At 56.0% G+C, this 24,723-nt stretch carries 19 protein-coding genes and 1 pseudogene; 10 read left to right on the top strand and 10 right to left on the bottom strand.

Features of this window, described 5'->3' with window-relative positions; all coding sequences use genetic code 11:
* Positions 1-3 precede the first annotated feature (3 nt).
* Positions 4-1,314, top strand: a complete 1,311-nt coding sequence (locus tag ACTJKZ_RS15745; RefSeq protein WP_260059093.1) for a c-type cytochrome — start codon at positions 4-6, stop codon at positions 1,312-1,314.
* Between the two features lie 46 nt (positions 1,315-1,360).
* Here the strand turns inward: ACTJKZ_RS15745 and ACTJKZ_RS15740 are convergent, their stop codons facing one another.
* Complete coding sequence (locus ACTJKZ_RS15740) at positions 1,361-2,770, bottom strand: MFS transporter (protein ID WP_440829824.1); 1,410 nt, start codon at positions 2,768-2,770, stop codon at positions 1,361-1,363.
* A gap of 394 nt (positions 2,771-3,164) precedes the next feature.
* On the opposite strand from ACTJKZ_RS15740, the pseudogene ACTJKZ_RS15735 reads away from it, so the two are divergent.
* Positions 3,165-3,266 (top strand): annotated as a pseudogene (locus tag ACTJKZ_RS15735) (NadS family protein); the annotation flags it as partial.
* A gap of 81 nt (positions 3,267-3,347) precedes the next feature.
* Here the strand turns inward: ACTJKZ_RS15735 and abgT are convergent.
* The 3 genes from abgT to ACTJKZ_RS15720 all read right to left on the bottom strand — a co-directional run bounded on the left by abgT (position 3,348) and on the right by ACTJKZ_RS15720 (position 7,778).
* Positions 3,348-4,865: a p-aminobenzoyl-glutamate transporter gene (gene abgT, locus ACTJKZ_RS15730; protein WP_440829823.1), complete on the bottom strand. Its 1,518-nt coding sequence runs from the start codon at positions 4,863-4,865 to the stop codon at positions 3,348-3,350.
* Between the two features lie 160 nt (positions 4,866-5,025).
* Positions 5,026-6,468 carry a M20 family metallopeptidase gene (locus ACTJKZ_RS15725; RefSeq protein WP_440829822.1) on the bottom strand — a complete coding sequence of 481 codons (1,443 nt, stop codon included), beginning with the start codon at positions 6,466-6,468 and terminating at the stop codon, positions 5,026-5,028.
* Positions 6,465-7,778: an amidohydrolase gene (locus tag ACTJKZ_RS15720; protein ID WP_440829821.1), complete on the bottom strand. Its 1,314-nt coding sequence runs from the start codon at positions 7,776-7,778 to the stop codon at positions 6,465-6,467. Before ACTJKZ_RS15720 ends, ACTJKZ_RS15725 begins: the two co-directional genes overlap by 4 nt.
* Positions 7,779-7,892: 114 nt before the next feature.
* Here ACTJKZ_RS15720 and ACTJKZ_RS15715 point away from each other — a divergent pair, with 114 nt between their 5' ends.
* The gene (locus ACTJKZ_RS15715; RefSeq protein WP_440829820.1) at positions 7,893-8,789 is read left to right on the top strand and encodes a LysR family transcriptional regulator; all 897 of its coding nucleotides are present in this window, start codon (positions 7,893-7,895) and stop codon (positions 8,787-8,789) included.
* A 75-nt stretch (positions 8,790-8,864) separates the two neighbouring features.
* Complete coding sequence (gene yjdN, locus ACTJKZ_RS15710; protein WP_013359825.1) at positions 8,865-9,302, top strand: VOC family metalloprotein YjdN; 438 nt, start codon at positions 8,865-8,867, stop codon at positions 9,300-9,302.
* A gap of 139 nt (positions 9,303-9,441) precedes the next feature.
* On the opposite strand, the gene ACTJKZ_RS15705 is transcribed toward yjdN, so the two are convergent.
* The 3 genes from ACTJKZ_RS15705 to ACTJKZ_RS15695 form a co-directional block, all read right to left on the bottom strand.
* Positions 9,442-10,308 carry a nucleoside-specific channel-forming protein Tsx gene (locus ACTJKZ_RS15705; RefSeq protein ID WP_161733602.1) on the bottom strand — a complete coding sequence of 289 codons (867 nt, stop codon included), beginning with the start codon at positions 10,306-10,308 and terminating at the stop codon, positions 9,442-9,444.
* Between the two features lie 279 nt (positions 10,309-10,587).
* The gene (locus tag ACTJKZ_RS15700) at positions 10,588-11,943 is read right to left on the bottom strand and encodes a sensor histidine kinase (RefSeq protein WP_440829819.1); all 1,356 of its coding nucleotides are present in this window, start codon (positions 11,941-11,943) and stop codon (positions 10,588-10,590) included.
* Complete coding sequence (locus tag ACTJKZ_RS15695) at positions 11,940-12,599, bottom strand: response regulator (RefSeq protein ID WP_003855687.1); 660 nt, start codon at positions 12,597-12,599, stop codon at positions 11,940-11,942. The genes ACTJKZ_RS15700 and ACTJKZ_RS15695 overlap by 4 nt, the downstream gene beginning before the upstream one ends.
* A gap of 696 nt (positions 12,600-13,295) precedes the next feature.
* On the opposite strand from ACTJKZ_RS15695, the gene ACTJKZ_RS15690 reads away from it, so the two are divergent.
* From ACTJKZ_RS15690 to ACTJKZ_RS15675, 4 genes are all read left to right on the top strand, one after another.
* Positions 13,296-13,634 (top strand): hypothetical protein, encoded by a 339-nt coding sequence (locus ACTJKZ_RS15690; RefSeq protein ID WP_440829818.1) that lies wholly within the window; start codon positions 13,296-13,298, stop codon positions 13,632-13,634.
* A gap of 632 nt (positions 13,635-14,266) precedes the next feature.
* Complete coding sequence (locus tag ACTJKZ_RS15685) at positions 14,267-14,635, top strand: helix-turn-helix domain-containing protein (RefSeq protein WP_013359828.1); 369 nt, start codon at positions 14,267-14,269, stop codon at positions 14,633-14,635.
* 168 nt (positions 14,636-14,803) lie between these two features.
* Positions 14,804-15,700 (top strand): LysR family transcriptional regulator, encoded by an 897-nt coding sequence (locus ACTJKZ_RS15680; RefSeq protein ID WP_222924712.1) that lies wholly within the window; start codon positions 14,804-14,806, stop codon positions 15,698-15,700.
* A gap of 110 nt (positions 15,701-15,810) precedes the next feature.
* Positions 15,811-17,016: an MFS transporter gene (locus ACTJKZ_RS15675; protein ID WP_440829817.1), complete on the top strand. Its 1,206-nt coding sequence runs from the start codon at positions 15,811-15,813 to the stop codon at positions 17,014-17,016.
* 51 nt (positions 17,017-17,067) lie between these two features.
* On the opposite strand, the gene ACTJKZ_RS15670 is transcribed toward ACTJKZ_RS15675, so the two are convergent.
* Together ACTJKZ_RS15670 and ACTJKZ_RS15665 are read right to left on the bottom strand one after the other, a co-directional pair.
* Positions 17,068-19,458, bottom strand: coding sequence for a glucose/quinate/shikimate family membrane-bound PQQ-dependent dehydrogenase (locus tag ACTJKZ_RS15670; protein ID WP_161736361.1), 2,391 nt, complete (start codon positions 19,456-19,458; stop codon positions 17,068-17,070).
* Between the two features lie 275 nt (positions 19,459-19,733).
* Positions 19,734-20,333 (bottom strand): hypothetical protein, encoded by a 600-nt coding sequence (locus ACTJKZ_RS15665; RefSeq protein ID WP_033781586.1) that lies wholly within the window; start codon positions 20,331-20,333, stop codon positions 19,734-19,736.
* A gap of 400 nt (positions 20,334-20,733) precedes the next feature.
* Between ACTJKZ_RS15665 and ACTJKZ_RS15660 the strand changes: the two genes are divergently transcribed.
* Positions 20,734-21,975, top strand: coding sequence for an MFS transporter (locus ACTJKZ_RS15660; RefSeq protein WP_440829816.1), 1,242 nt, complete (start codon positions 20,734-20,736; stop codon positions 21,973-21,975).
* 422 nt (positions 21,976-22,397) lie between these two features.
* Here ACTJKZ_RS15660 and ACTJKZ_RS15655 read toward each other — a convergent pair whose 3' ends face one another.
* Entirely contained in the window at positions 22,398-23,555 is a 1,158-nt protein-coding gene (locus ACTJKZ_RS15655) for a Gfo/Idh/MocA family protein (protein ID WP_161736363.1), read from the bottom strand.
* A 269-nt stretch (positions 23,556-23,824) separates the two neighbouring features.
* On the opposite strand from ACTJKZ_RS15655, the gene ACTJKZ_RS15650 reads away from it, so the two are divergent.
* A complete protein-coding gene (locus tag ACTJKZ_RS15650) occupies positions 23,825-24,709 on the top strand; it encodes a BadF/BadG/BcrA/BcrD ATPase family protein (RefSeq protein WP_440829815.1) in 885 nt (294 codons plus the stop codon).
* Positions 24,710-24,723 lie beyond the last annotated feature (14 nt).

Here is a 24,723-nt window from a genome sequence, read left to right as displayed (position 1 = left end):
GCGATGAAAAATGGCATTCTGGCTCTGATTCTTGGCTCCCTGTCGTTCGCCGTACTGGCGGATAGCAGCCAGGACGATCTGGTTAAACGCGGTGAGTATCTGGCGCGCGCCGGTGACTGTGTGGCCTGCCACACCAGCAAAGGCGGCGCAGCGTTTGCCGGTGGTCTGCCGATGGCAACACCGATTGGCACCATCTACTCCACCAACATCACGCCCGATGGCGACACCGGTATTGGTGAATACAGCTACGACGACTTTCAGAAAGCGGTGCGTCACGGCGTGGCGAAAAATGGCGATACGCTCTATCCGGCGATGCCATTTCCTTCCTACGCGGTGGTCAGCGATGAGGATATGAAGGCGCTTTATGCCTATTTCATGCATGGCGTTGCGGCGGTTAAGCAGCCAAACCGGGAGAGCGACATTCCCTGGCCGCTGTCGATGCGCTGGCCGCTGGCGATCTGGCGCGGCATTTTTGCGCCCGATGTAAAAGCGTTCCAGCCTGCCGCCCAGGAAGATCCGGTGCTGGCGCGGGGTCGCTATCTGGTTGAAGGATTGGGTCACTGCGGAGCCTGTCACACGCCGCGCAGCATCACCATGCAGGAGAAGGCGCTGACCAACGAGGAGGGCAGCGACTATCTGGCGGGTAGCAGCGCGCCGATTGATGGCTGGACCGCCAGCAACCTGCGCGGTGACAACCGTGACGGGCTGGGTCGCTGGAGCGAAGAGGACCTGCGTCAGTTTCTGCGTTATGGCCGCAACGATCAGACCGCCGCTTTCGGTGGCATGACCGACGTGGTGGAACACAGCCTGCAGCACCTGAGCGAGTCCGATATCACGGCGATTGCGCGCTATCTGAAGTCGCTGGGCGCGAAAGATCCCCATCAGGCAGCCTTCAGCGTCGATGACGCCACCGCCAAAGCGTTGTGGAAAGGTGACGACAGTGCGACGGGGGCAGCCACCTACGTCGACAGCTGTGCGGCGTGCCATAAAACCGATGGCAGCGGTTATAAACGTTTCTATCCGGCACTGCGCGGTAATCCGGTGGTGCTGGCGGACGATCCGACCTCACTGATCCATATCGTGCTGGTGGGCGGACAGTTGCCTGGTGTCAATGGCGCGCCGTCGACGATTACCATGCCAGCATTTGGCTGGCGTCTTGACGATCAGCAGGTGGCAGACGTAGTGAACTTCGTGCGCAACAGCTGGGGCAATAAGGCGACAGAGCAGGTCAGCGCGAAACAGGTCGCGGCGCTGCGTAAAGATGAGAAAGACCGGCTGGGCAGTGCGGATATCAACGTACTCGAAGGCAAATAACCGGCAGTAATAGAGGCCGTCATCATCAGGATGACGGCCTTTTCTTTTAGATATTCTCCAGATCGATTCCGCGCGTTTTCGGCCCGTAAATCCCTACTGACAGCATCACCATCACCATGCTCAGCACGATAAAGGTAATTACACCTGGCGTTCCTGCGTACTGCAATATCATCCCGATGAGAATACTGCTGAAGACCGTTGAGAGGCGGCTGAAGGAGTAGCAGAAGCCGACTGCCCGCGCCCGAATGTGGGTGGGGAAAATCTCGGTCTGATAGGCGTGGAAGCTGAAGGTCAGCCAGGCGTTGGACCAGGTGATCAGGAAGCCGCACAGAATCAGCAATACCGGCTGCGTCTGGAAAGCAAAGAGCGTACCGAACACCACCGTCATCAGCGACGACAGGACGATCTGCCACTTATTCTCCATTTTGTCAGCGTAGCGGCTGCAAATCAGCGATCCCAGCGGATAGGCCAGGGTGATGAAGAAAGCATAGAGCAGGCTGTGCGTCACCGTGGCTCCACGGCCTGACAACAGCGCAGGCAGCCAGTTACCAAAGCCGAAAAAGCCGATTGCCTGAAAAAAATTCATCACCACCAGCATCAGAGTGCGCTTGCGGTAAGCAGGAGACCAGATTTCGCTGAAACGCCCCCGTTTTGGCAGCTGCGCCGCGGCATCCTCAGCTGAAAACGCGGGTCCGGCCGGGATGCCGCAGCGTTGCTCCATCATCGACAGCACGTCATGTGCCTCCTGATGACGACCCTGCTGCGCCAGCCAGCGTGCTGACTCCGGCAGATTTCTGCGCACCAGCCAGATCACCAGCGAACAGACCGCGCCCGCGATCACTACCCAGCGCCAGCCTTCCAGACTGAGCAGCGTTTGCGGAATCAGCCACCAGGACATCAGCGCCACCGCAGGCACCGACAAAAACTGCACGAAAAAGGAGAAGGCAAAAGCGCGGCTTCGCAGATGGCTCGGCACCCATTCCGACAGGTAAGTATCAATAGTCACCAGCTCGACGCCCATCCCGATCCCCACCAGAAAGCGGAACAGAATGATCATCTCCGCGCTCTGCTGGAACGCCATCAGCAGCGAAAACAGCCCATACCACAGCAGCGCACACATAAAGGTGAGACGGCGACCAAAGCGGTCAGCGTAGGGGGCCAGCAGGCTGGCCCCGAAAAACAGACCGAGAAAAGTGGCTGAGGCGAAGGCCGCCTGATCGGAGAAGCCCAGCACGCCTGCCGCACCCGTGTGAAATACGCCGGCCGACAGCAGGCCGGTACTGATGTAGCCGGTTTCAAACAGATCATAAAGCTCAAAAAAGCCGCCCAGCGCCAGCAGCGTAATAAAGCGCCACAATCCGGCGGAGGAGGGCAGCGCATCAACGCGTGCGGCTAAGCTGTTACGGGCCGCCGATGAAGCGTGCATCGGCGGCAGGCTGGTGGAGGAGGTGGTCATGTCAGCGTGAACCTCAGGCAGTGTGGAGACGACTCGCAGCCGGTCGGAGGCTTATTAAAATAGTTAACCGTTAGCAAGCGAAGAAAGAGCAGAATAGTCAATTCATCCGCCAATGCCGAGAGCGTCGTTGCTGACGATTTAGCAACATACGTTGCAGGTTTTGCCATTCATCGCAGATCAACTCCGGCAGTTGTGATCAGGCCAGGATCTGTATGAAACTCAGAGCTGTCTCTCAGCCCGGTAACGCGGTAGCAGGCCCGTATGGATGCAAATGACGTAACTGCGCTAGCATAGCCTTGCTTTGTTACCTCTTCTTCATGGATGCAGAAAAGCTGAGCTGAAGAAGCTGACACAATCAGGGAAAGATAAGGTGTAACGTGAGTTTTTTGACGAGCTGAAAGCATCGCTGAAAGAAGCTGTTGAGATCAAAAACGGTGCCAAAGAGCCAGGTCGTGTTACCCGCTATGCGGTGGCCGACGTGAAGACTATCCGGGCACTCAATCCATGCCCAGATATCCCGCCAGCCGGAAAAGCGAGAAAGCGCCACCGATAATGCCCGCATCGGTGGCACGGTGCCTTAAGGCAATTTCGGCCAGACGCCGGGTCCAATCGGCAGACCCAGCAGATACCACACCAGCAGCAGCGCTATCCAGCTGATAAAGAACACCAGCGGATAGGGGAAGATCAGCACGTAATAGGTCCCAAGCTGCGCATCTTTCTGGTAGCGCTGCAAAAAAGCCAGGAACAGCGGCAGAAACGGCGACATCGGTGCCAGCGGCAGCACGGCGGAGTCGGCGATGCGGAAAATCATCTGGGCAAAGGCGGGATGGAAGCCGAGCAGCATAAACATCGGCACAAAGACCGGCGCCAGAATCGACCAGATGGCTGAACCGCTGGCGATAAACATGCAGAGAAACGCCGACAGGAACATCAGGCCGAGAAAAGCGGGCGCGCCGCTGACGCCTGCGCTCTCCAGCACATCAGTCAGCCCGATCGCCATGAATTTGCCCATGTTGCTCCAGTTGAAGAACGCCACGAACTGCGACAGCGGAAACACCATCACGATAAAACCCGCCATGCCCTTCATCGGATCGACCAGCAGCTGCGGGATATCATCCGGACGACGGATCTGTCGGGTGACCACGCCATAAGCAATCGCCACCACAAAGAAGAACAGAATGATGATTGGCACAATGCCCTGAATAAAAGGCGAGGGAATAATGGCGCCGGTGGCGGGATTGCGCAGCGGCGCATGTTCCGGCACCACCAGCAGCGCCATCAGGGCGATAAACAGCAGCGCAGCGATCCCGGCAGCCCGCAGACCGCGGTTCTCCAGCGGCGTCAGCGCCGCCAGCTTCTCGCCGTTGCCCTGCCACTTTGGCAGGCGCGGCTCGACAAACTTATCGGTCAGCAACGCGCCCACACCCGTCAGCACAATCACCGAGGTGGCCATAAAAAACCAGTTATCGATGACGCTGACGTGTACCGTATCGCTGACCGCTTTAGCTGCTTCGGTGCTGATCCCCGAGAGCAGCACATCGGTGGTGACAATCAGCAGGTTGGCGGTAAAGCCAGAGGCCACACCGGCAATCGCGGCCAGCAGGCCCGCCACCGGATGACGCCCTACCGCCAGGAAGATCAGCGCACCCAGCGGCGGCATCACTACCAGCGCGGCATCCGAGGAGATATGGCTGAAGAAAGCGATAAACAGCACCATATAGCTGGCGTAACGACGGCTGACGCGCGACGCCATCTTCACCATCAGCGACTGGAGCAGGCCGACCTTTTCCGCCAGTCCGGCACCAATCACCAGCGCCAGAATCGAACCCAGCGGGGTAAAGCTGCTGAAGTTCTTAATGATATTAGGCAGGATCCACTGAATGCCTGCGACGCTCAGCAGGTTATTCACCCGGACAATTTCGCCGTTGCTGGGGTTTTTTACCGCCAGGTCCAGCGCGCTGATAACGGCGGTCGCCACCATCAGAACAACAATCAAATAGACAAACAGTAAAAACGGGTTGGGGACTTTATTGCCCACACGCTCGATCCAGCTGAAAAGCCGGCCAGGGCTGCGGTTCCCGGATGTTGCTTCCATGGTATTGATTCTCGTCTTGTGTTCCCCTTATCGGTGGAGGCCCGGTCTGACGCCCGTCGTGATATACAACAGGCGGTGAGTTCAGAGTCGGCTCCGCTGAATCAGGGAAGTGTTTGCAATATTTTTTATAGTGGTCCGCGTCAGAGACACGGCCGTTGGCTCATTCGGCCAGTTTTGTGGGTATGATCCCCGCCGGGATAGGGCAGATATAAGGCTGCGCGGCGCGTACCCGTTCAAACTCGGCCCTGCAGCCAGCCAGTGCCTGCGGATCCGTTAACAGCGTTAACACCGTGGCCGCCATCACTTTACTCGCCAGAAACATCCCCTTATGCCCGATACTGGTGCGACCCTGCGCCACCAGTTGCCAGGTGTGCAGCGGCGTGCCGAAGGTAAAGCAGGGCGCAAAGCACTGTGCGGTCGGCGTTACCCAGCTGACATCGCCGACATCGGTGGAGCCATAAAGCAGCTCACGCGTGACCGCATAGGGCGCAACCTCATCCATAAACAGTTTGTCGCCCAGCTGTTCAGCCCAGGCATACCCGGCTTCGCCACCGGTGCGGGCGACATTGAGCCGGGCATTGCGCAGATCGTCATCGGTCAGGGTGGCACGCAGTTCGGCCGCAAACGCGCGCTCTTCGTCGCTGTAGTCGGGCAAACCAAACTGATGCAAATAGCGCTCCATGACCGCTTCCAGCGCGCGATTCGGCACGTAATCCGAGCAGGCTTTGTCAAAACGTACGGTCAGCGTGGTGTCGGTCATCAGCGCTGCACCCCTGGCGATATTGATCACCCGTTCATAAATCGCCTGCGCCTGTGGCAGTTCCGGGGCGCGGATCAGGTAGAGCACCTCCGCATCGGCCTGCACCACGTTCGGCGATACACCGCCGCTGTTGGTGATGGCGTAGTGCAGACGTGCCTCCTGAACAATATGCTCGCGCAGAAAATTGGCCCCGGTATTCATCAGCGTGACGGCATCCAGGGCGCTTCGGCCCAGATGGGGAGAATTGGCCGCGTGCGCCGCAATCCCTTTGAAGCTGAACGCCGCCTGAATATTGGCGAGGGTGCGCAGATTGAACATGCCGCTGAACCCCTCCGGATGCCAGGTCACGGCGGCATCAACGTCGTCAAACAGCCCTTCGCGCACCATAAAAGTCTTGCCCGAACCGCCCTCTTCGCCAGGGCAGCCGTAAAAGCGCACCGTGCCACCCGTGTGATGCTGTTCCATCCAGGCTTTCACGGCGCAGGCCGCTGCAACACCTGCCGTGCCGAGCAGGTTGTGACCGCAGCCATGGCCGTTGCCGTTGGCTTCCAGCGGTTGTGGCCGGGCGCAGCCCGCCTGCTGACTCAGGCCCGCCAGCGCATCGAACTCGCCAAGGATGGCAATCACCGGCTTGCCGCTGCCCGCACTGGCGATAAACGCCGTATCGATGCCACCCACGCCGCGTTCCACTCTGAATCCCTCTTCTGCCAGCGCATCAGAAAGCAGGGCTGACGAGCGGGTTTCGGCAAAGCGGGTCTCCGGTGTGTCCCAGATGGCGTCGCTGAGCGTGCTGAAACGAAGCTGATGACGATGGATATAGTCGGCAATAAAGTCTTCCATCATCGTGAGCCCCTATACTGCGCCTGGTTCAGCGCCAGGGTGGCCAGCAGTGTGATAGCGTCCGGCATGACCCGCTCGTCAAAGTCGAATTTCGCGTTGTGATGGCCCGCCGCCAGCGCGCAGCCAAAAATAACGTAAGAGGCCTGGCCGCCGCGCTCTTTGACTCGCCCCATCATGTAAGTCGCATCTTCTGACCCTGCCGCCTGCGCTTTACGATCGACCACCGAGTCGAAGATACCGAGCGCGTCTGCCTGCTGATGGATGAAATCGACCCACGGCTGCGTCGGCGTACAGCTGCGCGCGGCACCCATCAGTGAAACCTGCTGCTCAACGCCATACATCGCCGCTGCACCGGCAATCACCCGCAGCGCCTGCTGATAAATATCGTCGTTAACCTGATTGGTCACGCCACGGGTTTCGACTTTCAGCAGGGCGCAGTCGGCCACCACGTTACGGCCGGTTCCGGCCTGCAGCACGCCCACGTTGACCCGCGCCACGCCGCCGCTGTGCTGGGTTAAACCATGCAGCGCCAGCGTTGCCTGTGCGGCGGCCAGCAGGGCATTACGCCCCTCTTCAGGACGACCGCCCGCATGGGCACCGACGCCGGTAAAGTGAACATCCAGCTTGGTAGTGGCGAGGAAGCTGTCGCTGCCGCACACCACTTCGCCTGCCGGTACGCCGGTGCCGATATGAATCGCGGTGAAGCGATCAACGTCATCGACCACGCCCGCCGCCACCATCGCTTTTGCGCCGCGCACACCCTCTTCGGCGGGCTGGAAGATCAGTTTAATCGTACCGCTGAGCTGATCTTTCATCGCCATCAGCACCGAGGCGAGACCCAGCCCGATAGTGGTGTGGCCGTCATGCCCGCAGGCGTGCATCATGCCTGCGTTGCAGGAGGCGAACCCTTCACGTTGCGGCAGATGATCGTCAGCCTGGCTCTCGTTGAGATCCAGGGCATCCATATCGACGCGGAAGCCCATCACCGGGCCGGGACGGCCGGTCTCGAGCGTTGCCACGATGCCGCAGAATCCGCCGGAGAAGTGGCTGATCCACTGCGGCAGCGCGCCCTGTTGCAGCGCGCGCGCTTCCTGCTGCTTCAGCACCGCCTCGTCGGGCAAGCCCATCCGCGCGTCAGCGTCGATGACCTCACGGCCCAGCTTCAGTTGATAACCGAGCTTATGCAGCTCTTCAGCGACTAAGGTGGCGGTGCGGAACTCCAGCCAGCCCGATTCGGCATAGTGATGGAAGTCGCGACGCCACTGTTGCAGCTGTGGCAGCCGGGCGCTGACGTGGTCTGAAAGGGGTTTCATCGGCTCTCTCCTCGTTGTTGATTTTTTATGCACTGTTCCGAATCTACACAATGGTATTGACCGGCATAAGATGCGAATATCTTGTGACTGATAAACAAAGGTTATCGCAAAATTATGTCTGCCAATCTCAAGCTCCATCAGCTGCGCGCCTTCGTTGACGTGGCGCGACAGGGCAGTATCCGGGCGGCAAGCCGTCTTTCCGGGCTGTCACAACCGGCGTTAACCAAAGCGATTCAGGAATTGGAGCGCGAGCTGGGGGCAAAGCTGTTTATCCGCCGTCAGCAGGGCGTAGTGTTAACCAATATCGGTGATAACTTTTTTCGGCATGCCAGCCTGGTGCTGGCAGAGCTGCGGGTCGCCGAAGAGGATATTCAGCAGCGGCTGGGACTGGGTGGCGGTCAGGTGAATATCGGCGTCGGTGGCAGCGTGGCGCGCACCATTATGCCGCAGGTGATTAACCAGTTTCATCGCGAATACCCGCTGGTGAAGGTGCGCATCGTCGAAGGCCAGCTGGTGTCGATGGTGCATGAACTGCGTCAGGGGGCACTCGATTTCACCATTAATACCTACGATCAGAGCCATCTCGATCAGGAGCTGATGTATGAGCGGATGATGGAGCGCGAGTACAAGGTAGTGGTACGCAAAGGCCATCCGCTGGAAAAGGCGCGTTCTCTGGCGGAGTTACAGCAGGCGGACTGGACGATGCCAACGCCTAAAGGCAGTTACTACCGCTTGTTGCACGATCTGTTTGGTGAACGCGGCATGGCACCCAAAATCGTGGTGACCTGTGAAACCTTTATGGCCTGCACCAGCCTGGTGGCGCAAAGCGATTTCATCAGTATTCTGTCGGTCGACGTCATTGACGACCCGATTCTGGGCCGGTCGCTGGTGGCGCTGACGCTCGACGAACCCCTGCCGAAAGCGATCTTCTATCTGATCCAGCGCAAAGACACGACGCTGACCCCAATGAGCAGTTATATGGCACAACTCTTTCGGCGTTATTGTCAATGAAATCAGTGGGTAAAGTCGATCGTCTACACTATAGAGGTACTGAAAAAAATCCACCCGACAAATATAGAGGTTACGATGCAAGTCAGTCCTTATCTGTTTCTCTATGGCCGTTGCGAAGAGGCTATCGACTTTTACCTGCAGGCGACCGGGGGAGAGTTGCTCTCTAAAATGAAATTTGGTGATATGCCGGATCAGGGTGAGCAGGTCGGCGATCAGTCTGCCGCGCCGCAGCCGCCAGAAAAGATCATGCATGCCCAGCTGCGTATCGGTGACGGTGAGCTGATGCTGAGCGACGGCAATACTGAGAAGCCGCCCGCGTCTGAACATGCCGGTTATGCGGTCAGCCTTTCCACCACTGATGTCGAAAAGGGTAAAGCCTGGTTTGAGAAACTGTCGGCAGGCGGCAAGGTGACAACTGAGTGGCAGGAGACATTCTGGTCGAATGGATTCGCGATGTTTATCGATAAGTTCAACATTCCATGGCGCATCAACGTTGAGAAGCCGCAGGAATAAACGACGTTCAGATGCAGGACTGAGTGGCTAAACCTGCCTCTCAAAAGTTGGCCTGGAGGAGAGCTGGCCTGGAGGCGTTAATGCCCCAGGCCAGCTCTCCTGTGCAACGGGCGTTTTTTTCAGCCGCCCGTCATCATTATCAGAAGTTATAACCCGCTACCAGGTAGTAACCCCAGCCAGTCGATTTCACTTCAAATGGCCCTTTGCCGAAGTTCAGCTCCTGACCATCCGCCCACTGTCCGCCGTTGTGGAAGTAACGCGCCACTGCAGAAATATGCCAGTGATCGTAACCCAGTGACAGAATGTGGCTGGAGGCGATAGAGTTGCTGGTGCGTGATGAACCGCCTTTCTCGTTGAGGTCAGAACCCCAGTCGAAGTTGGTGAAGCCCACATAGCCCAGATTACCGCCCCACAGCGTGGTGATTGGCACGAAGTATTTCACCTTGAAGCGATAGCCATCCCAGCTGTTTTCGTTTGCCGCGCCGTAATTTTCCCACTGATATTTGGCGTAGACGTTCAGCGACAGGCCGACATCGCTGTGCGTATCGATATCGGTGCCCAGACCCATATACCAGGTATTCTGGCGGTTGTCGCTGTTGCGGCCCATATCGTAGATATAGTTATTGGCGAAATACCACTCTTTGAACGGGCCAAAGGCCAGGCTGGTGCCGGTTAGCTTATCGATAGAGAAGCGCGGTTCAATCTCCATAAACATCGGTGAACCGTGGTCGAACACGCCGTTGGCATTGCTGTTGCCCACGCCGAAGAAGTTAGGCACGTCCAGATAGCCGTAGAAATCGAACCACTCTTTCTTCGCAAACGCTTCATATTCCAGATAAACGTCGTTATTAAATTGCGGTCCGAAACGCGTGTGGTAGCTGCCTACCACGTTCACGCTCTGATGCCACCAGTCGGAGACATACTGTGGATCGCTTTCAGCGGCCTGCGCAGCACCACTCAATGAACATGCCAGCACGGCACCTGCTATCAACGTTTTATATTTCATTATTATCAGCCACATGCTTTTGACCGCCGCACACCAGACGCAGTCAGAGAGAAATCGGTCCCTTGATGGGAATGAGGGTTTCACAGCGAATAACAACCCGTTCTTCAGCCCGCGTAGCGTGCCTGTAACAGATCGATAGAAAATAGATTTTGCTCACGTTTGTCAAAAAGTGTTGCATTACAATTCAGCTAAAATGTGACGAACTTCACAATAACGATGTGGATCGAACGGAACCAGGCAACCGTTTACGTTGTCTGGTTCGTGATCAAACAGGCGGGATCAGGGAAAGGTGACGCGAACCTGCAAACCACAAACAGCACCCTGTGGTGTCAGGCAGTTGGTAAGGGCAACGTGGATCTGATGTTTCTGTGCGACGTTACGCACAATGGAGAGTCCCAGCCCGCTGCCCTGGGCTTTAACGTCAGGCGAACGGGTAAAACGGTCGAACGCGCGTTCGATAAAGGATTCCGGGATGCCCGGTCCGTTATCGACAATATCGACCACCGTTTTGCCCGCCACCCGATGCAGCAGCACATCGACCAGGCTGCCTTCCGGCGTGTGCAACATAGCGTTACCAATCAGGTTGTCGAACAGGCTGCGCAATTCAGAACGGCTGGCCTGCAGACGGTACTGCGTGGAGCCATTAAAGCCGATATCAATGCCGCGTTTGTCCGCCACCACCATCAGCTGCTCAATGCTCTCTTTCAGCAGATCGTCCAGTTCAATATGCTCCACGCTGGACACCACGCTCTGGTCATCCTGGCGTGAGACATTGAGTAACTGTGTGACCAGGTGACGGGTGCGCGTGACACCCGCTTCCAGCTGGCTGAATTGACGGCTCGCTTCGCCTGGCTGAATATGCTGACGCAGGTTTTCCAGCTGTAACGTCACCGCTGTTACCGGCGTACGCAGCTCATGGGCGGCATCTTCCAGGAACTGACGCTGCGACGACCAGGCGTCACGCAGCTTACTCAGCAGCGAGTTGTAAGCGGCTACCAGCGGCAGGATCTCATCCGGTAAGCCCTCCGGTGAGACATTGTGTGGATGATGAGTTTCCTGTGCCGCAATCTGACGTGAAGCGACCTGCAGATCCCGGGTGATCTTGCGCACCACCAGCCAGATCACCAGCAGCGACAGTGGCATCATCAGGATCATCGGAATGATCGCCGACAGCGCCCGCTTAACCATCGAGGCTTTCATGTAGCTGAGGTTGTACATCACCTGGATGGTTTTAATCTCGCTGCCGGGCATGCCTGGCCGGGTAAAAATACGCCATTCACAGTCGTCGCACTGACCCACATGCACATCGTGATATCCGCGCTGATTTTGCAGCGGAGCCTGTAACTCCGGCCATGAGCTGGCCCGCAACTGGCCCTGATCGTCCCAGAGCTGAACTACAAAGGCGCTTTTTGCTTTGTCCGGCGCAATGAGCATCGGCATCAGGGCGGGCATCTGTTTATTAGTGGACCAGGCATCAGCGATTTTTGCCAGCTGATCGTCCTTCATGGTACCGACCATATCGCCGTAACAGCTGAAGAAATACCATGTGACGCCGCCGATCATCAGCAGGTGAATAACCAGCAGCGTAGAGAGAAGTTTGTTGCGCAGTGAGCGCATAAAGCGGAAAGGTTTCATATTGCCGGAACCCGCCAGCCCAGCCCGCGCACGTTACGGATCACGTCGTTGTCGAGCTTGCGACGCATGCCGTGGATCAGCACATCTACTGCATTGCTGCTGACCTCATCGCCCCAGCCGTAGATACGGTTTTCCAGCTGTTCGCGCGACAAGATCGCACCTGGCCGCTCCAGCAGCGCGTAGAGCAGGGCATATTCCCGCGCCGTCAGCTGCTCGCGCTGGCCTTTGTAGAGTACCTCGCGGGTCATCATATCCAGCTGGACATCGCCGCTGCCCAGCACCGAGTCTGCTGCGCCGTGGCTGCGTCGCGTAATGGCACGCATCCGGGCCATGACTTCCTGGAGATCGAACGGTTTAAGCAGGTAGTCGTCCGCACCGCTGTCGAGTCCCTGTATCCGCTGCGCCACGGTGTCGCGTGCGGTAAGAATCAGCACCGGCGTCGCGTCGCCGCGCCCGCGCGCCCGGCGCAGAACCTGCAGACCGTCATCGCGCGGTAAGCCGAGATCGAGCAGCACGCAGCTGTAGCCGCCTTCGCTCCAGGCATTCTGGGCATAAACGCCATCGCGCACCCAATCTACTGACCAGCCCGCGCCCTGCAGTGCCTGTTGCAGGTTCGCGCCGATCATTTCATCATCTTCAACCAGTAACACGCGCATGGCTGATCTCCTTCATAAAGATAAGAGAGAGTTTACTCACCAATTGTTAGGCCAGAATTATCCGCCGTCATACTTCGCGCTGTGGCGGCGTTGGCTGCGACTTACCGTCCAGGTCACTGACTTTTGTCAGCTCTCTGGGACGGCTGCGTCTGGCCGCCCTGGCACAGCACGAATTATTCTGGCGGATTGCAGTCTTCATACCTGGCACTGTGGCGGCGTTGGCTGCATCTACAGTGCTCAATCAGAACCCTACCCGCATTTACCAAATTAAACGAGGGCAAAACCACATGTTTCAGGATGAAATTTTGATGTTTTCATTATTAAGTAAACACTATCCAGAATCTGCAGGAGTTATTTAATGACACAATTACATTAAAATGATTTTTATTAAATACGGACTTCGTTTTCGATAATCAAACTCAGCGCAAAAATGTTAAAACTATGCAATGAAAATTAACTCTGCGAACGAATTGTGCTCGATGTCACAAAAGCACATAAATATTAATATTCTGGCAAGGTAATTAGACAGGAAGGAACTCAAAAAAACCTTTTATATCCGTGAATCTATTTGATATTAATTGTTTTTTTCTAAATTTCATTAAGGATAATAAGTAGTTGCTCATAAAAAGCTCAATTGATATAAAAGTGCTGGCAATAGAGATTGCTAAAGATAAAAAAACAAAAGGAATTTGTTAAATGAAAATCTTAGAAAATAATCAATGTCTTTTCGTTACAGGTGCAAGCGGTGCATATGACCCTGCCTATGCTGGAGCGTCAGCTAAACAAAGTCAGCATGGAAGTACATCGAGTGGACACTCAGGCGGCGTAGCATTCAACCCTAATCATCCTGACGTCATTTCCTGCAATAACGGAATTATTGGTGGAATGATAGCCGGAGTTTGGGGGGGAGTGCCTGGCCTTGCTGTTGGGGTGATTGGCGGTGCATTCAGTGGCGGTTGTTTCACCAATGGTAATGGAAATGGTGGCGGCAGTGGTTCATCTAATTGCAGCAGTGGCTCTGAATGTAACTGGTAGTTATAATGAAAAAAAATATCATTAGGTGTATATCAATATTTGTCGGAATTCTTATTTCGTTCTCATTGTTGAGTGGGGCTAACGTGATGTTTGAACATTGGTATGCTGCGCCCAAGGGAATGTCCGAATTCTTAATCATGATTTGTACTGCGATTAGTATTGTTAAATTTATTGACTGGGTTCTTCTTTTACTCTTTTCGAAGCAGGAGTGATCTGTTTTCTAATATCAATGATCCCCAGGATAAGACGCTTCAGATAAAATCCATTTTATACCGCAAGGGGCTTAGGCCCCTTTAAATTAAACTAAACCAGTAAAACGAGAAATACATTTTGTCGTGAAATGTAAAGAGTTTAACTGTGGTAATGGTGACACATGCTGAACACAGTGGTTCGCCTCATAGTGTACAGACTGCTGCTCCGGATCGCCCTCATCACCCCTGACGTAAAATTTTTATTTTTGCCTCTTTTTTATCAACAATCGCACGATTGATTCCCCCCCAAAGCCCCGCAGGCCGCGCCTTTCCGCTCCCGTTTCAGCCGTTGCTAATTCTGCGCTAATTTTCTGCTAATTAAGGGATAAATTTTAGCGGGTAGAGTGGCTCCACTGCACATCAGCATCAACAGGAGGAACCATGAATCAGCGCGAGTTTATTCGGAGTTTGCTGGACTGGATTGAGAACAACTTAGGACACGATCTGCATCTGGATGAGGTGGCACGCCGCTCGGGCTATTCGCGCTGGCATCTGCAACGCCTGTTTCGTCAGCATACCGGCTTTTCACTGGCAGAATATATCCGCCAGCGTCGCTTAACCGAGTCTGCACTCAGTCTGCTAAGCAGCAACGAAGCGATATTACAGGTGGCGATGAATTACGGCTTCGATACCCAGCAGGCCTATACCCGCACCTTTAAAAACTACTTTATGATGACGCCAGGCCAGTTGCGCCGTCAGCGTCGCGTCGAGCCGGATCGGTTGCTGTTCCCTCTGGCGATGGCCAGCTGATGCCTGATAAGGCCTTCCCGACATCGCACACAGACGGGACGGTCGGCCCGCGCTCTGCGCCGCTCTTCTCCTGAACTTCGCCTCGCTTTTTTTGCCGGTCAGCCACAGCGATCCCGCCCGAACATGTTAGTTTGTTGCCAGCCCCCCTTACTGCCGGAGTCGGGAAACATGGAAAATGGCGCGAACTTAACCGCCATGCTGGTATTTGCACGGGTTGTGGAATTACAGAGTTTCAGCGAGGCGGCACGCGCACTTGGCCTGTCCAAATCTCACGTCAGCCGGGAAATTGCCCGTCTGGAGCTGCGGCTCGGTATCCGGCTGCTGCAGCGTACTACCCGGCGGCTGGCACTGACTGAGCTGGGTCAGGCTTACTATCCTTACTGTGTGAGGATGCTGGCTGAAGTGCAGCGCGCCGAGGCGTTTGTGCAGCAGGTGCATCAGCAGCCCACTGGGCATGTCAGGCTACAGGCGCCCGTCACTTTTGGCTGCCAGTGCGTGGTTCCCGTTCTCAATCGTTTTCTGCGCCGCCATCTGCATATTAACGTCGATCTCGATCTGACCGATCGCAATCACGATCGGCTGGACGATCAGGTCGATCTGGCGATTGTGATCCGATCCCGATCGCCGCAGCAGGGCAATTTCCGGGTACTGAGCGATATCGAGTGGGGACTTTATGCCGCGCCCGCTTACCTGGCGCAGCGACCCGCCATCACGCATCCTGAGATGTTGCCGCGCTACGACCTGCTGCTGTTTCATGGTCCGGCGCACACCGCCGCACTGCCGTTCCGCCGCGATAAACAGCGGCTGGCACTGGACGTGCGCAGCCGCTTTCGCGCCAATAACAGCATGGCGCTGCTCAATGCCGCACTGGCGGGCAGCGGTATCGCCTATCTTCCGTCCTACATGGCACAGGAGGCGATTGCGCGTGGCGACATTCAGCAACTGCTGCCGGAGTGGCAGATGGATCGCCTGCAAAGCTATCTGCTGCTGCACAACACGCCTGAACCGGCGTCACCGGTGACACTGCTGTGCGATACCCTGATTACGGCGCTGAATCCGAACTGATTGTTGCCTGCTGACAACAATCAGCGCCACAAAGTAACTATCCTGCGATGACTGTTGTTCATCCGCTACGCCGGTTAGCCTGTATCCCTGATCATTCAACGGATATTTACATGCAACAGTTACTCGAAACGGCAGAGTTTCAGCACTGGCGACGTAACTTAGCGGTCTGCGTCGTCGGCTCTTTTACCACCATCGTGGCGATGACGCTGCTGCTGCCATTTCTGCCGCTCTATGTGCAGCAACTGGGCGTTGAGCAGCCCGCGGCCATCGCCCGCTGGTCCGGGCTGGCCTATGGCGCGACCTTTTTCAGCGCCGCGCTGACTGCGCCGCTGTGGGGCAGGCTGGCTGATCGCTACGGTCGTAAGCTGATGCTGATCCGGGCCAGCCTGGGAATGGCGATTGCGATGTCGCTGATTGGCATGGCAACCGCGCCGTGGCAGCTGGTGGCGCTGCGGCTGCTGGCCGGGCTGCTGGGTGGCTACGCATCGGGATCGACCATTCTGGTGGCGGCGCAGACGCCAAAAGCGCAGACCGGCTGGGCGCTGGGCATCCTGTCATCCGGTATTATGGCAGGCAACGTAGTGGGACCGCTGCTGGGTGGCGCTTTACCGCCGCTGATCGGCATTCGTCAGACATTCTGGCTGACCGGTGCGGTCATCTTTCTCGCCTTCCTCGCGACCACCTTTTTACTCAAAGAGCAGCCACGTGCTGCTGCGACGTCGCGTGCCAGCCAGCAACCGCATCCTGAAGCAGAACCGGTGAATCACACACTGGTGCGGCTGATGTGGCTCTCCGGCATGTTGCTGATCTTCGCCAGCATGTCGATTGAACCCATTATTACGCTTTACGTGGGCGAGTTCGTGCAGGGTGACCATCAAATCACGATGATCGCCGGCCTGGTGATGTCTGCGGCGGCGCTGGGCACGGTGCTGGCAGCACCCCGACTGGGTCGTCTGGCCGATCGGGTAGGGCACTGGCGGGTTCTGACCGGCGGATTACTGGTCAGTGGGCTGTTGCTGATCCCCCAGGCGTTTATCACAGCGGCCTGGCAACTGGTGCTGCTGCGTTTTCTGATGGGGATGGCGCTGGGCGGATTGATGCCGTGCATTACGGCGATAATCCGTCATAACGTGCCCGGTTCACAGGTCGGGCGGATGCTGGGGTATTCGACGTCGGCGCAGTATATCGGCCAGGTCAGCGGTCCGTTGTTCGGTGGGCTGATAGGTGGGACGTTCGGGATGCGGCCAGTGTTTCTGGCAACCTGTGTAGTGATGCTGTTTTGCGCGTGGCTCAACTGGCGTGAGATGAAAAAATAGCGCAAAAAAGGCGGACCGGAGTCCGCCTTAGGCTATTCACAGCGTCGTGAATTATTTCTGGTCTGGCAGTGCGTAAGCAATCACATAATCGCCCAGCTTAGTACCAAACGAACCGTGACCGCCTGCCGCGATGACAACGTACTGCTTGCCATCTACTTCATAGGTCATTGGGGTCGCCTGGCCGCCTGCTGGCAGACGTGCCTGCCACAGCAGCTCGCCGGTATCGGTGCTGAACGCACGCAGGTAGTTATCTGCGGTCGCGCCAATGAAGAACACCTTACCAGCGGTGGTGACAGGACCACCCAGCATCGGCATACCCATTTTGAACGGCAGCGGAACCGGCGCGCTATCGCGAACGGTACCGATACGCTGTTTCCACACTACGTCGTTGGTCTTCAGATCCACCGCGGAGATGTAACCCCAGGCAGGCTGTTTACATGGCAGACCAAACGGTGACAGGAACGGATTCAGCTCGACGCCATATGGCACGCCATACTGTGGCTGAATACCGGTTTCCGTACCTGAACCACCCTCTGCGCCTTTCGGCGGCTCAATCGGATTGCCCGGGCCACGTGGAATCAGCTTCGAGACAAACGGCAGCGCCATTGGGTTAGCAATCGCAATCTGACGATGTGGATCGACGGCAATACCGCCCCATTCGAACATACCGAGATTACCCGGGAACACCAGCGTGCCCTGCTCTGATGGCGGGGTGAACGGACCTTCATAGCGCAGGCGCTTGAAGATCACGCGGCACACCAGCTGGTCGAACATCGTCGCGCCCCACATGTCCTTGTCCGTCAGGTTCTGTTTCGGACGGAAGGTCAGCTCAGAGTAGGGCTGAGTAGCGGCAACGTGGTCGCCTTTTGCAGCACCCTGTGGCACTGGCGTTTCTGGCGCAGGGACCACTGGCTTGCCGGTACGGCGATCCAGGACAAAGATGTTGCCGGTTTTCGCTGGCGCGTAAACCACCGGTACGGTGTTGCCATCTTTATCGGTGATGTCAGCCAGGGTCGGCTGCGACGGCAGATCCATATCCCACAGGTCGTGATGCACAGTCTGATAAGACCAGACCAGCTTACCGGTGGTGGCATTCAGAGCCAGCACGCTGCTCGCATAGCGTTCCTGCTCTGGAGTGCGGTTACCGCCCCAGATATCCGGTGTGGTCACGCCCATTGGCAGATAAACGGTATCCAGTTTCGGATCGTAAACTGCCGGTGCCCATGAATTCGGTGAGTTCATGGTGAAGGTGTGTTCATCAGCCGGAATGGCATTTGGGTCTTTCGCGCCTGGATCAAATACCCACAGCAGTTTGCCGGTATTCACATCAAAACCACGGATCACGCCTGACGGCTCGCGGGTTGAGAAGTTATCGGTTACTGCACCGGCCATTACGATGGTGGTGTTTGTAATGATTGGCGGCGAGGTCGGCTCATACATACCCGCAGTCGTAACAGGCTGTTTGTGTTGCAGATCCAGCTCGCCATTGACGCCAAATGTCGGGCAACGTTCGCCGGTCTCTGCGTCCAGCGCAAACAGACGACCATCGTTGACGGGCAGATAGATACGACGAGAGCAGAGAGCAGGCTGCGTATTCGCTGCATCGGCTGCTGCCGGCACTTCATGGTAAGAAACACCGCGACAGGTCACGTGCTGGAAGGTTGGATTCACCTTCATGCCCGGATCAAATTTCCACTTCTGCTTACCGGTGGCCGCATCCAGCGCAAACAGAATCTGGTGTGGCGAACAGAGGTAAAGCGTGTCGCGGATTTTAATCGGGGTGACTTCATCGGTGATTTCACCTGGGTCGTCAGGCCCTTTCATGTCGCCCGTCTGGAACTGCCAGGCAACCTGCAACTCTTTCACGTTCTGGTGGTTAATCTGCTTCAGCGGCGAGAAACGGGTTCCCTGCTGATCGCGCGCATAAGCGGGCCAGTCAGCATCAGGAATGTTACTCAGCGGCGCAGCCTGCGGGGCGTTGTCAGCGGTTTCTGGCACTGAACCGTTTATCACCTGCGGATCGTTAAACACCGCATAGGTCAGCACGATAGCACTGGCAACCAGCGCTACAGCCATGGTCCCCAGCGCGGCTTTACTGCCCGCGTTGAAGCTGCGATAAACAAACGGCAGGATCAGCCAGACACCAAAAATCACCAGCACATCGGTGCGCGGTGCCAGTGCCCAGAAGTCTGTACCCACTTCCCATACACCCCAGATCAGGGTGCCGATCAGCAGTAGCGCATAGAGAACCAGCGCGGTGCTTTTGCGACGGGAAAGCAGATAGGCGGTGATAAGCATCACCACACCGCCGAAAACGTAATACCAGGAACCACCAATGGCGGCTAACCAGCCACCGCCAATCAGCATAAACGCGCCCGTCAGTACTGCGAACAGCACTGTCAGGAAACGAATTACGCCAAAAGATGAGGAGTTTTTCCCCATAATATCGACCTCGTTTCGTTGCCATAAAACACACGAAAACAACCAGATAGGCTGTTTCCAGTTATCAAGTACAAATGATTAGGGTGTTCTGAAGTATCTCTTCCGTTAAGACAGACGGTCCCTTTGTGTTAAATGTTATAGCAAAATCAGATCAAGATTTGATTTTTTTAGCTTAAATCGCTTAACAACCGGAATAATACGACATTTTATGGGGGATTAAAGGACGTTAAGCGCACCGCCGTGTGCCCTTAACGCCGGAAGGCAGGATTTGTGAATCAGCAGCTAATAAGATCGCCATCCGAGCGTTGCTGTTGCCAGCCGCTGATATTTATCTCAGCAAACTGCTCAGCCGTTAAAGTCGGCGTATGACTTCGTACGATGACCTCTGCCCCTTTTTCACGAAATGTCGCCATAAAAAAGGGAAAGGTAAATTTTTCATAATTGTCATTAAAGAACGCTTCGTTTAAAACAATCCCTGAAAAAGGGAAAGATTCCAGCAGTCGCCAGTCTGCTCCCGGCGGCGCAAAATCATAAAGCCAGAAATCAAATTTCTTAGTTAATTCAAGTAGTGGCGCATAATGTGCCGCTAAACTGGAATAATTAATTCCAATCCGGATTCGCCCATTCTGTAAATGTGAATAAGCGTCCGGTACCGCAATCATTCCCCGTAATCGCATATCATCGATGGGAATAATCATTAATGCTGCTTCAGTGGCAATTTGATTGTGTAATGAAATAATGTTGTTTGTATTAAGTGTATTTCTGCTTTCCTGATTTTGCTGAAGATAAGGCACGCTATAGCAAATGCCAGAGACATTACGCTTAACGTGATGGATAGGTTCAGTAACATAGGGGTTATATAAACTGTTTTTCATTATCTCTATGAAATGCAATAAAAAAGGATTTGTTGATAATTGATCATATAAAAAGTCGCATTTTTTTAAACGCGTGAATAAATATAGATCATCTGCTTAATCCAAATCATCCTTTTGTTGCCTGCGAAAGTAAATAAACCCATTAGCAAAGAGAACATAATTCCTTTGGCGTCTGATGATGTGCTGGAATATATTCAATAGTCGGGACCAATAGGCTGGTAATAGTCAGGAGAGGTCGGATGCGCCTGTGCCGGACAGTATGCGTTTTGTTGTGCAGAGAGCCAGGGCTGGAGCCGCAGCCATTCAGGTCTCATCCGGTCTGTTAATTTAACATCATCAATAACCACACCAATAACACCGCGCAACGATGCGGGCTTCCTCACCTGATTTGGGATAAGACATGGGATTTATGGCATCAACAGCAGAAGAGTCGCTGTGGCGACATCGGACATTTGTCGCGTTCTGGCTGGCGCGCACCTGCTCATCATTTGGTTTTCAGATGTTCTCGGTGGCAATCAGCTGGCAGATCTATGCGCTGACCAACAGCGCAATGGCGTTGGGGATGATTGGCCTGATGCAGTTTCTGCCGTCGGTATTGCTGGCGCTACCTGCAGGTCATCTTGCGGATCAATATGACCGGCGGCGCATTGTGCTGCTGGGGCAGCTGGTGGAATTTGCTGCACTGGTGGCATTAGTGGTGCTTACCTTATTCCATACCGCTGACAAGACCGCGCTGTGGGGACTGGTGTTTATGATTGCGGTGGCGAAGGCGCTGGAGTGGCCTGCAATGTCCTCAATGCTGCCGTCGCTGGTGCCGCCTTCGATTCTGGCGCGCGCCATGGCGATGAACTCGGTAGGGGGCCAGGCGGCGGTGATTGTCGGGCCGACGATGGGCGGGCTGCTTTATGTTGCCGGGCCGCATGTCGTATATGGCGTTTCCGGACTGTTTTATCTGATTTCGCTGACGCTGGTGAGTCTGCTGCGCTATGAGCATCCGGTGCAGGCTCGTCTGCCAATGAATATGAAGAATCTGTTTGCCGGGATTCACTTTATCCGTGAGCGCAAGGATGTGCTTGGGGTGATTTCGCTCGATCTGTTTGCGGTGCTGCTGGGTGGCGCGACGGCACTGTTGCCGATTTTTGCCAAAGATATTCTGCATACCGGGCCGTGGGGATTGGGAATGTTGCGCGGTGCGCCGTCGGTGGGCGCCTTGCTGGTCGGCATCTGGCTGAGCCGTCACAAGCTGGACAAGCATGTCGGGATGATTATGTTTGGCTCGGTGGCGGGATTTGGCGTTGCCACATTGGTGTTCGCGCTGTCCACGCAGCTGTGGCTGTCGCTGATTGCCCTCTGTGCGCTGGGGGGCTTTGATATGGTGAGTATGGTGATCCGGGGTGCGCTGGTGCAACTGGATACGCCGGATGCTATGCGGGGACGGGTGAATGCGGTTAACGCGATTTTTATCAATACGTCGAATCAGCTGGGCGAGTTTGAGTCTGGGTTGCTGGCAGCCTGGATGGGAGCGGCACCCGCGGCAGCGATTGGCGGCATCGGTACGCTGATTGTGGTGGCGTTGTGGATGACGTTGTTTCCGCATCTGCGGCGGCGTCAGAAGCTGGAGAATGAGGTGGATCCAGTTTAGGACTGGCGTCGGGGCTGGTTGGATTGGCTGAGGGGATTTGTGCGGTTATGGACTGCGGTGCACGCTCAGCGCGGGCCATCCCTGGCCCGCTATGCTCTGCTACAGGCGTATGCTCCCATCGCTTTGAGTCTGCTCGTCGCCTCAGGCTGTGGAGCAGGTAGGTGAGGATGATTGGGTCACTGGAGGGAATTGTGCGGTTGTTGAATTGCGCGCAGGCGTATGTCCCCATCGCTTTAAGAATGCAAGTAGCCTCAGGCTGGAGAGAAGGGAAAAGACGTTGGCTGAGCGTTGGGCAGAGTTATTACGGTGGCGCTCACCATCAATAATGTCACTGGCCCGAAGGCCAGTACAGGAAGTTACCAGTCATACTGCCATTCAAAACCCGGAGTCAGAGGGGGTGTCTGACCCGCAGGATGGGCCCATCAGGTCCCGGTTTTTCCCAGGTTGGCGTCAAATGTTAGCCAGCTTTCACGCATGTCCACAACGCTGCGGGTTTTGCGCGCCTCATCGATTTTTATGGCGGTGAGGCCCGCTTCCAGCGCGTCCACCACTGAAACTTTCAGCGGTGTTCCCTGTTTAATATGTTTAACAATCTCTTCTGCCATCAGCGCATCTGCGCCGTAGTGACCGTCATACGCATTGCCGCTGTAGGCGGTATCGACCTCTTTTTCACCGCTGCGCGCGTTATGTACGCGGAAGTAGTTTCGTACAAAGTCGCCTTCTGCCATGCCGTCCGTGCCCATCACACAGAAACGGCGGAACTCATCCGGAACGTTCAGGTTGGCATGGAAAGCCAGCGTCGCGCCGCCTTCGTACTCAATCAGGGCGGTCTGGTAGTCAACAATATCGGCGTCGCTGTCGAAGACCGCATCGGTGCTCGACCAGCCACTAGGCTTCACGTGATAAAGCTCTGACTCAGCGGTGATCGCTCCCTGTGGTGCATGCGCCGGGGTAAAGGATTTCCGGCCACCAAAGCTGGCGACGCGGATCGGACGCTCCTGCAACAGGCCCTGATAGAGGTCGATATCGTGGCAGCACTTCTCCAGAATGTACGGACCGGCATACTTCTCCAGACGCCGCCAGTCACGCTGGAAGAATGCGCCGTGGTAAGGCTTGATATGTTCCGTCGCCTCAATCGAGGTGATCTCACCCAACTGGCCCGCATCGCGTGCCGCCAGCAGATCGTGATAGAGCGGGGAGTAGCGCAGCACCAGGCCGACCAGAATGCGCGCTTCGCCATACTGACGCACCAGCTTCGCCATCTCCATGGTCTGCTCTTCATTGATCACCACCGGCTTTTCGGTAAACACCGTGTAACCCGCTGCCAGCGCCTGACCCACATGCTCCAGATGCAGAAAGTTGGGAGAGCCCACCAGCACCACATCCATTCCGCCGTGCTCCAGCAGCGCGTCGATGGACGCAAAGGCCTGGCCGGGCGCGATACCAAAGCTGTGCAGATTAGGCAGTCCGGCGGGTGCCGGATCGTAATAACCCACTACCGAGAAGGCGTCGTCGGCTTTGCTGAACTCTTTGATCACGTGGGACAGTCGAAAGCCGAGACCGATAATGCCTACTTTCATGTTAAACCCCTGCTCCTGAAATCGCATGATGCATAGCCCGCCTGTGATCGGGCGCGCCTGTTGATAATCTAACCACCAACTTATTACGACAGAAAAACTAATGTCAATAACGCACTGCGCGTTTTGCGAGGTGGTTTTTGTTATCGTTATGTAAATTAAGAATAAAATTCAGATATGATTTTGCTATATTTATTTGTTATTGCGATTTAAGTTTTTTTATCCTATCGTTCGCTCATTATGGCTATAACCCAAAATCGGGAAGGAAGCGCGTGCAACCACACTATCTTCTTGGCATTGATGGCGGCGGTACACAGTGTCGCGCGCGGTTAACCGACCTGCAGGGCCACGTGCTGGCGGAAGCCACTGGCGGGCCAGCCAACGTCTGGTCAGACTATGACGCGGCGCTGACCTGTGTCGGACAACTGATTGACCGGGTATTGTCACAGGCGGGATTAGCCCCGGAGGCGCTAACGCAGACCGCGCTGGTGGCCGGATTAGCGGGTGCGAATGTCGCCTCGGTGCAGGCGCGGCTCGCCAGCTGGCAGCCCGCCTGCGCGGCGTTACAGGTGGTCAGCGATGTGGAGATCGCCTGTGCGGGTGCGCATGGTGGCGCTCCTGGCGCTGTCTTTATCATCGGCACAGGTAGTCAGGGCGCGGCCTGGGATGGCGAACGCTTTACGCTGCTTGGCGGCTGGGGCTTTTCCCTGTCTGACCAGGGCTCGGGCGCAGAACTGGGCCGTCGTGCGCTGCGTCTGGCGCTGCTGGCCCATGAGTCAATTATTATGCCGACTGCCTTTACCCGGCAGTTGATGGCGCAATTCAGTGACAGCCCGGAAACGATGCTGCTCTGGACGCGCTCAGCGACGCCTGCTGACTGGGCACGCGTGGTGCCACAGGTTTTTGCGGCCGCCGACGCGGGGGATTGTCACGCTCAGGATCTGCTGCATCAGACCGCAGCAGATATCGGTCTGATGGTCTGCCGTCTGATTGCGTTGAGCAGCGGACGGGTGGCGCTGATGGGGGGCGTGGCGACGCCAATACAGCGCTGGCTGGATGACGATATTCAGGCCCGGCTGGTCACGCCGCAGGGCGATGCCCTGAGCGGGGCGCTGATACTGGCGCAGCAGCTGACGCCTGTCCGATACCCGATCTGAAACTGGCTGAACCT

Source organism: Pantoea sp. 22096, from assembly GCF_052045955.1.
Lineage (GTDB): Bacteria > Pseudomonadota > Gammaproteobacteria > Enterobacterales > Enterobacteriaceae > Pantoea > Pantoea alfalfae.
This window is presented reverse-complemented; position numbering and strand designations above follow the sequence as displayed.

Coding starts and splice junctions, on each gene's coding strand:
- ACTJKZ_RS15745 (WP_260059093.1), top strand. CDS start 4: ATGAAAAATGGCATTCTGGCTCTGATTCTTGGCTCCCTGTCGTTCGCC.
- ACTJKZ_RS15740 (WP_440829824.1), bottom strand. CDS start 2,770: ATGACCACCTCCTCCACCAGCCTGCCGCCGATGCACGCTTCATCGGCG.
- abgT (WP_440829823.1), bottom strand. CDS start 4,865: ATGGAAGCAACATCCGGGAACCGCAGCCCTGGCCGGCTTTTCAGCTGG.
- ACTJKZ_RS15725 (WP_440829822.1), bottom strand. CDS start 6,468: ATGATGGAAGACTTTATTGCCGACTATATCCATCGTCATCAGCTTCGT.
- ACTJKZ_RS15720 (WP_440829821.1), bottom strand. CDS start 7,778: ATGAAACCCCTTTCAGACCACGTCAGCGCCCGGCTGCCACAGCTGCAA.
- ACTJKZ_RS15715 (WP_440829820.1), top strand. CDS start 7,893: ATGTCTGCCAATCTCAAGCTCCATCAGCTGCGCGCCTTCGTTGACGTG.
- yjdN (WP_013359825.1), top strand. CDS start 8,865: ATGCAAGTCAGTCCTTATCTGTTTCTCTATGGCCGTTGCGAAGAGGCT.
- ACTJKZ_RS15705 (WP_161733602.1), bottom strand. CDS start 10,308: ATGAAATATAAAACGTTGATAGCAGGTGCCGTGCTGGCATGTTCATTG.
- ACTJKZ_RS15700 (WP_440829819.1), bottom strand. CDS start 11,943: ATGAAACCTTTCCGCTTTATGCGCTCACTGCGCAACAAACTTCTCTCT.
- ACTJKZ_RS15695 (WP_003855687.1), bottom strand. CDS start 12,599: ATGCGCGTGTTACTGGTTGAAGATGATGAAATGATCGGCGCGAACCTG.
- ACTJKZ_RS15690 (WP_440829818.1), top strand. CDS start 13,296: ATGAAAATCTTAGAAAATAATCAATGTCTTTTCGTTACAGGTGCAAGC.
- ACTJKZ_RS15685 (WP_013359828.1), top strand. CDS start 14,267: ATGAATCAGCGCGAGTTTATTCGGAGTTTGCTGGACTGGATTGAGAAC.
- ACTJKZ_RS15680 (WP_222924712.1), top strand. CDS start 14,804: ATGGAAAATGGCGCGAACTTAACCGCCATGCTGGTATTTGCACGGGTT.
- ACTJKZ_RS15675 (WP_440829817.1), top strand. CDS start 15,811: ATGCAACAGTTACTCGAAACGGCAGAGTTTCAGCACTGGCGACGTAAC.
- ACTJKZ_RS15670 (WP_161736361.1), bottom strand. CDS start 19,458: ATGGGGAAAAACTCCTCATCTTTTGGCGTAATTCGTTTCCTGACAGTG.
- ACTJKZ_RS15665 (WP_033781586.1), bottom strand. CDS start 20,333: ATGAAAAACAGTTTATATAACCCCTATGTTACTGAACCTATCCATCAC.
- ACTJKZ_RS15660 (WP_440829816.1), top strand. CDS start 20,734: ATGGGATTTATGGCATCAACAGCAGAAGAGTCGCTGTGGCGACATCGG.
- ACTJKZ_RS15655 (WP_161736363.1), bottom strand. CDS start 23,555: ATGAAAGTAGGCATTATCGGTCTCGGCTTTCGACTGTCCCACGTGATC.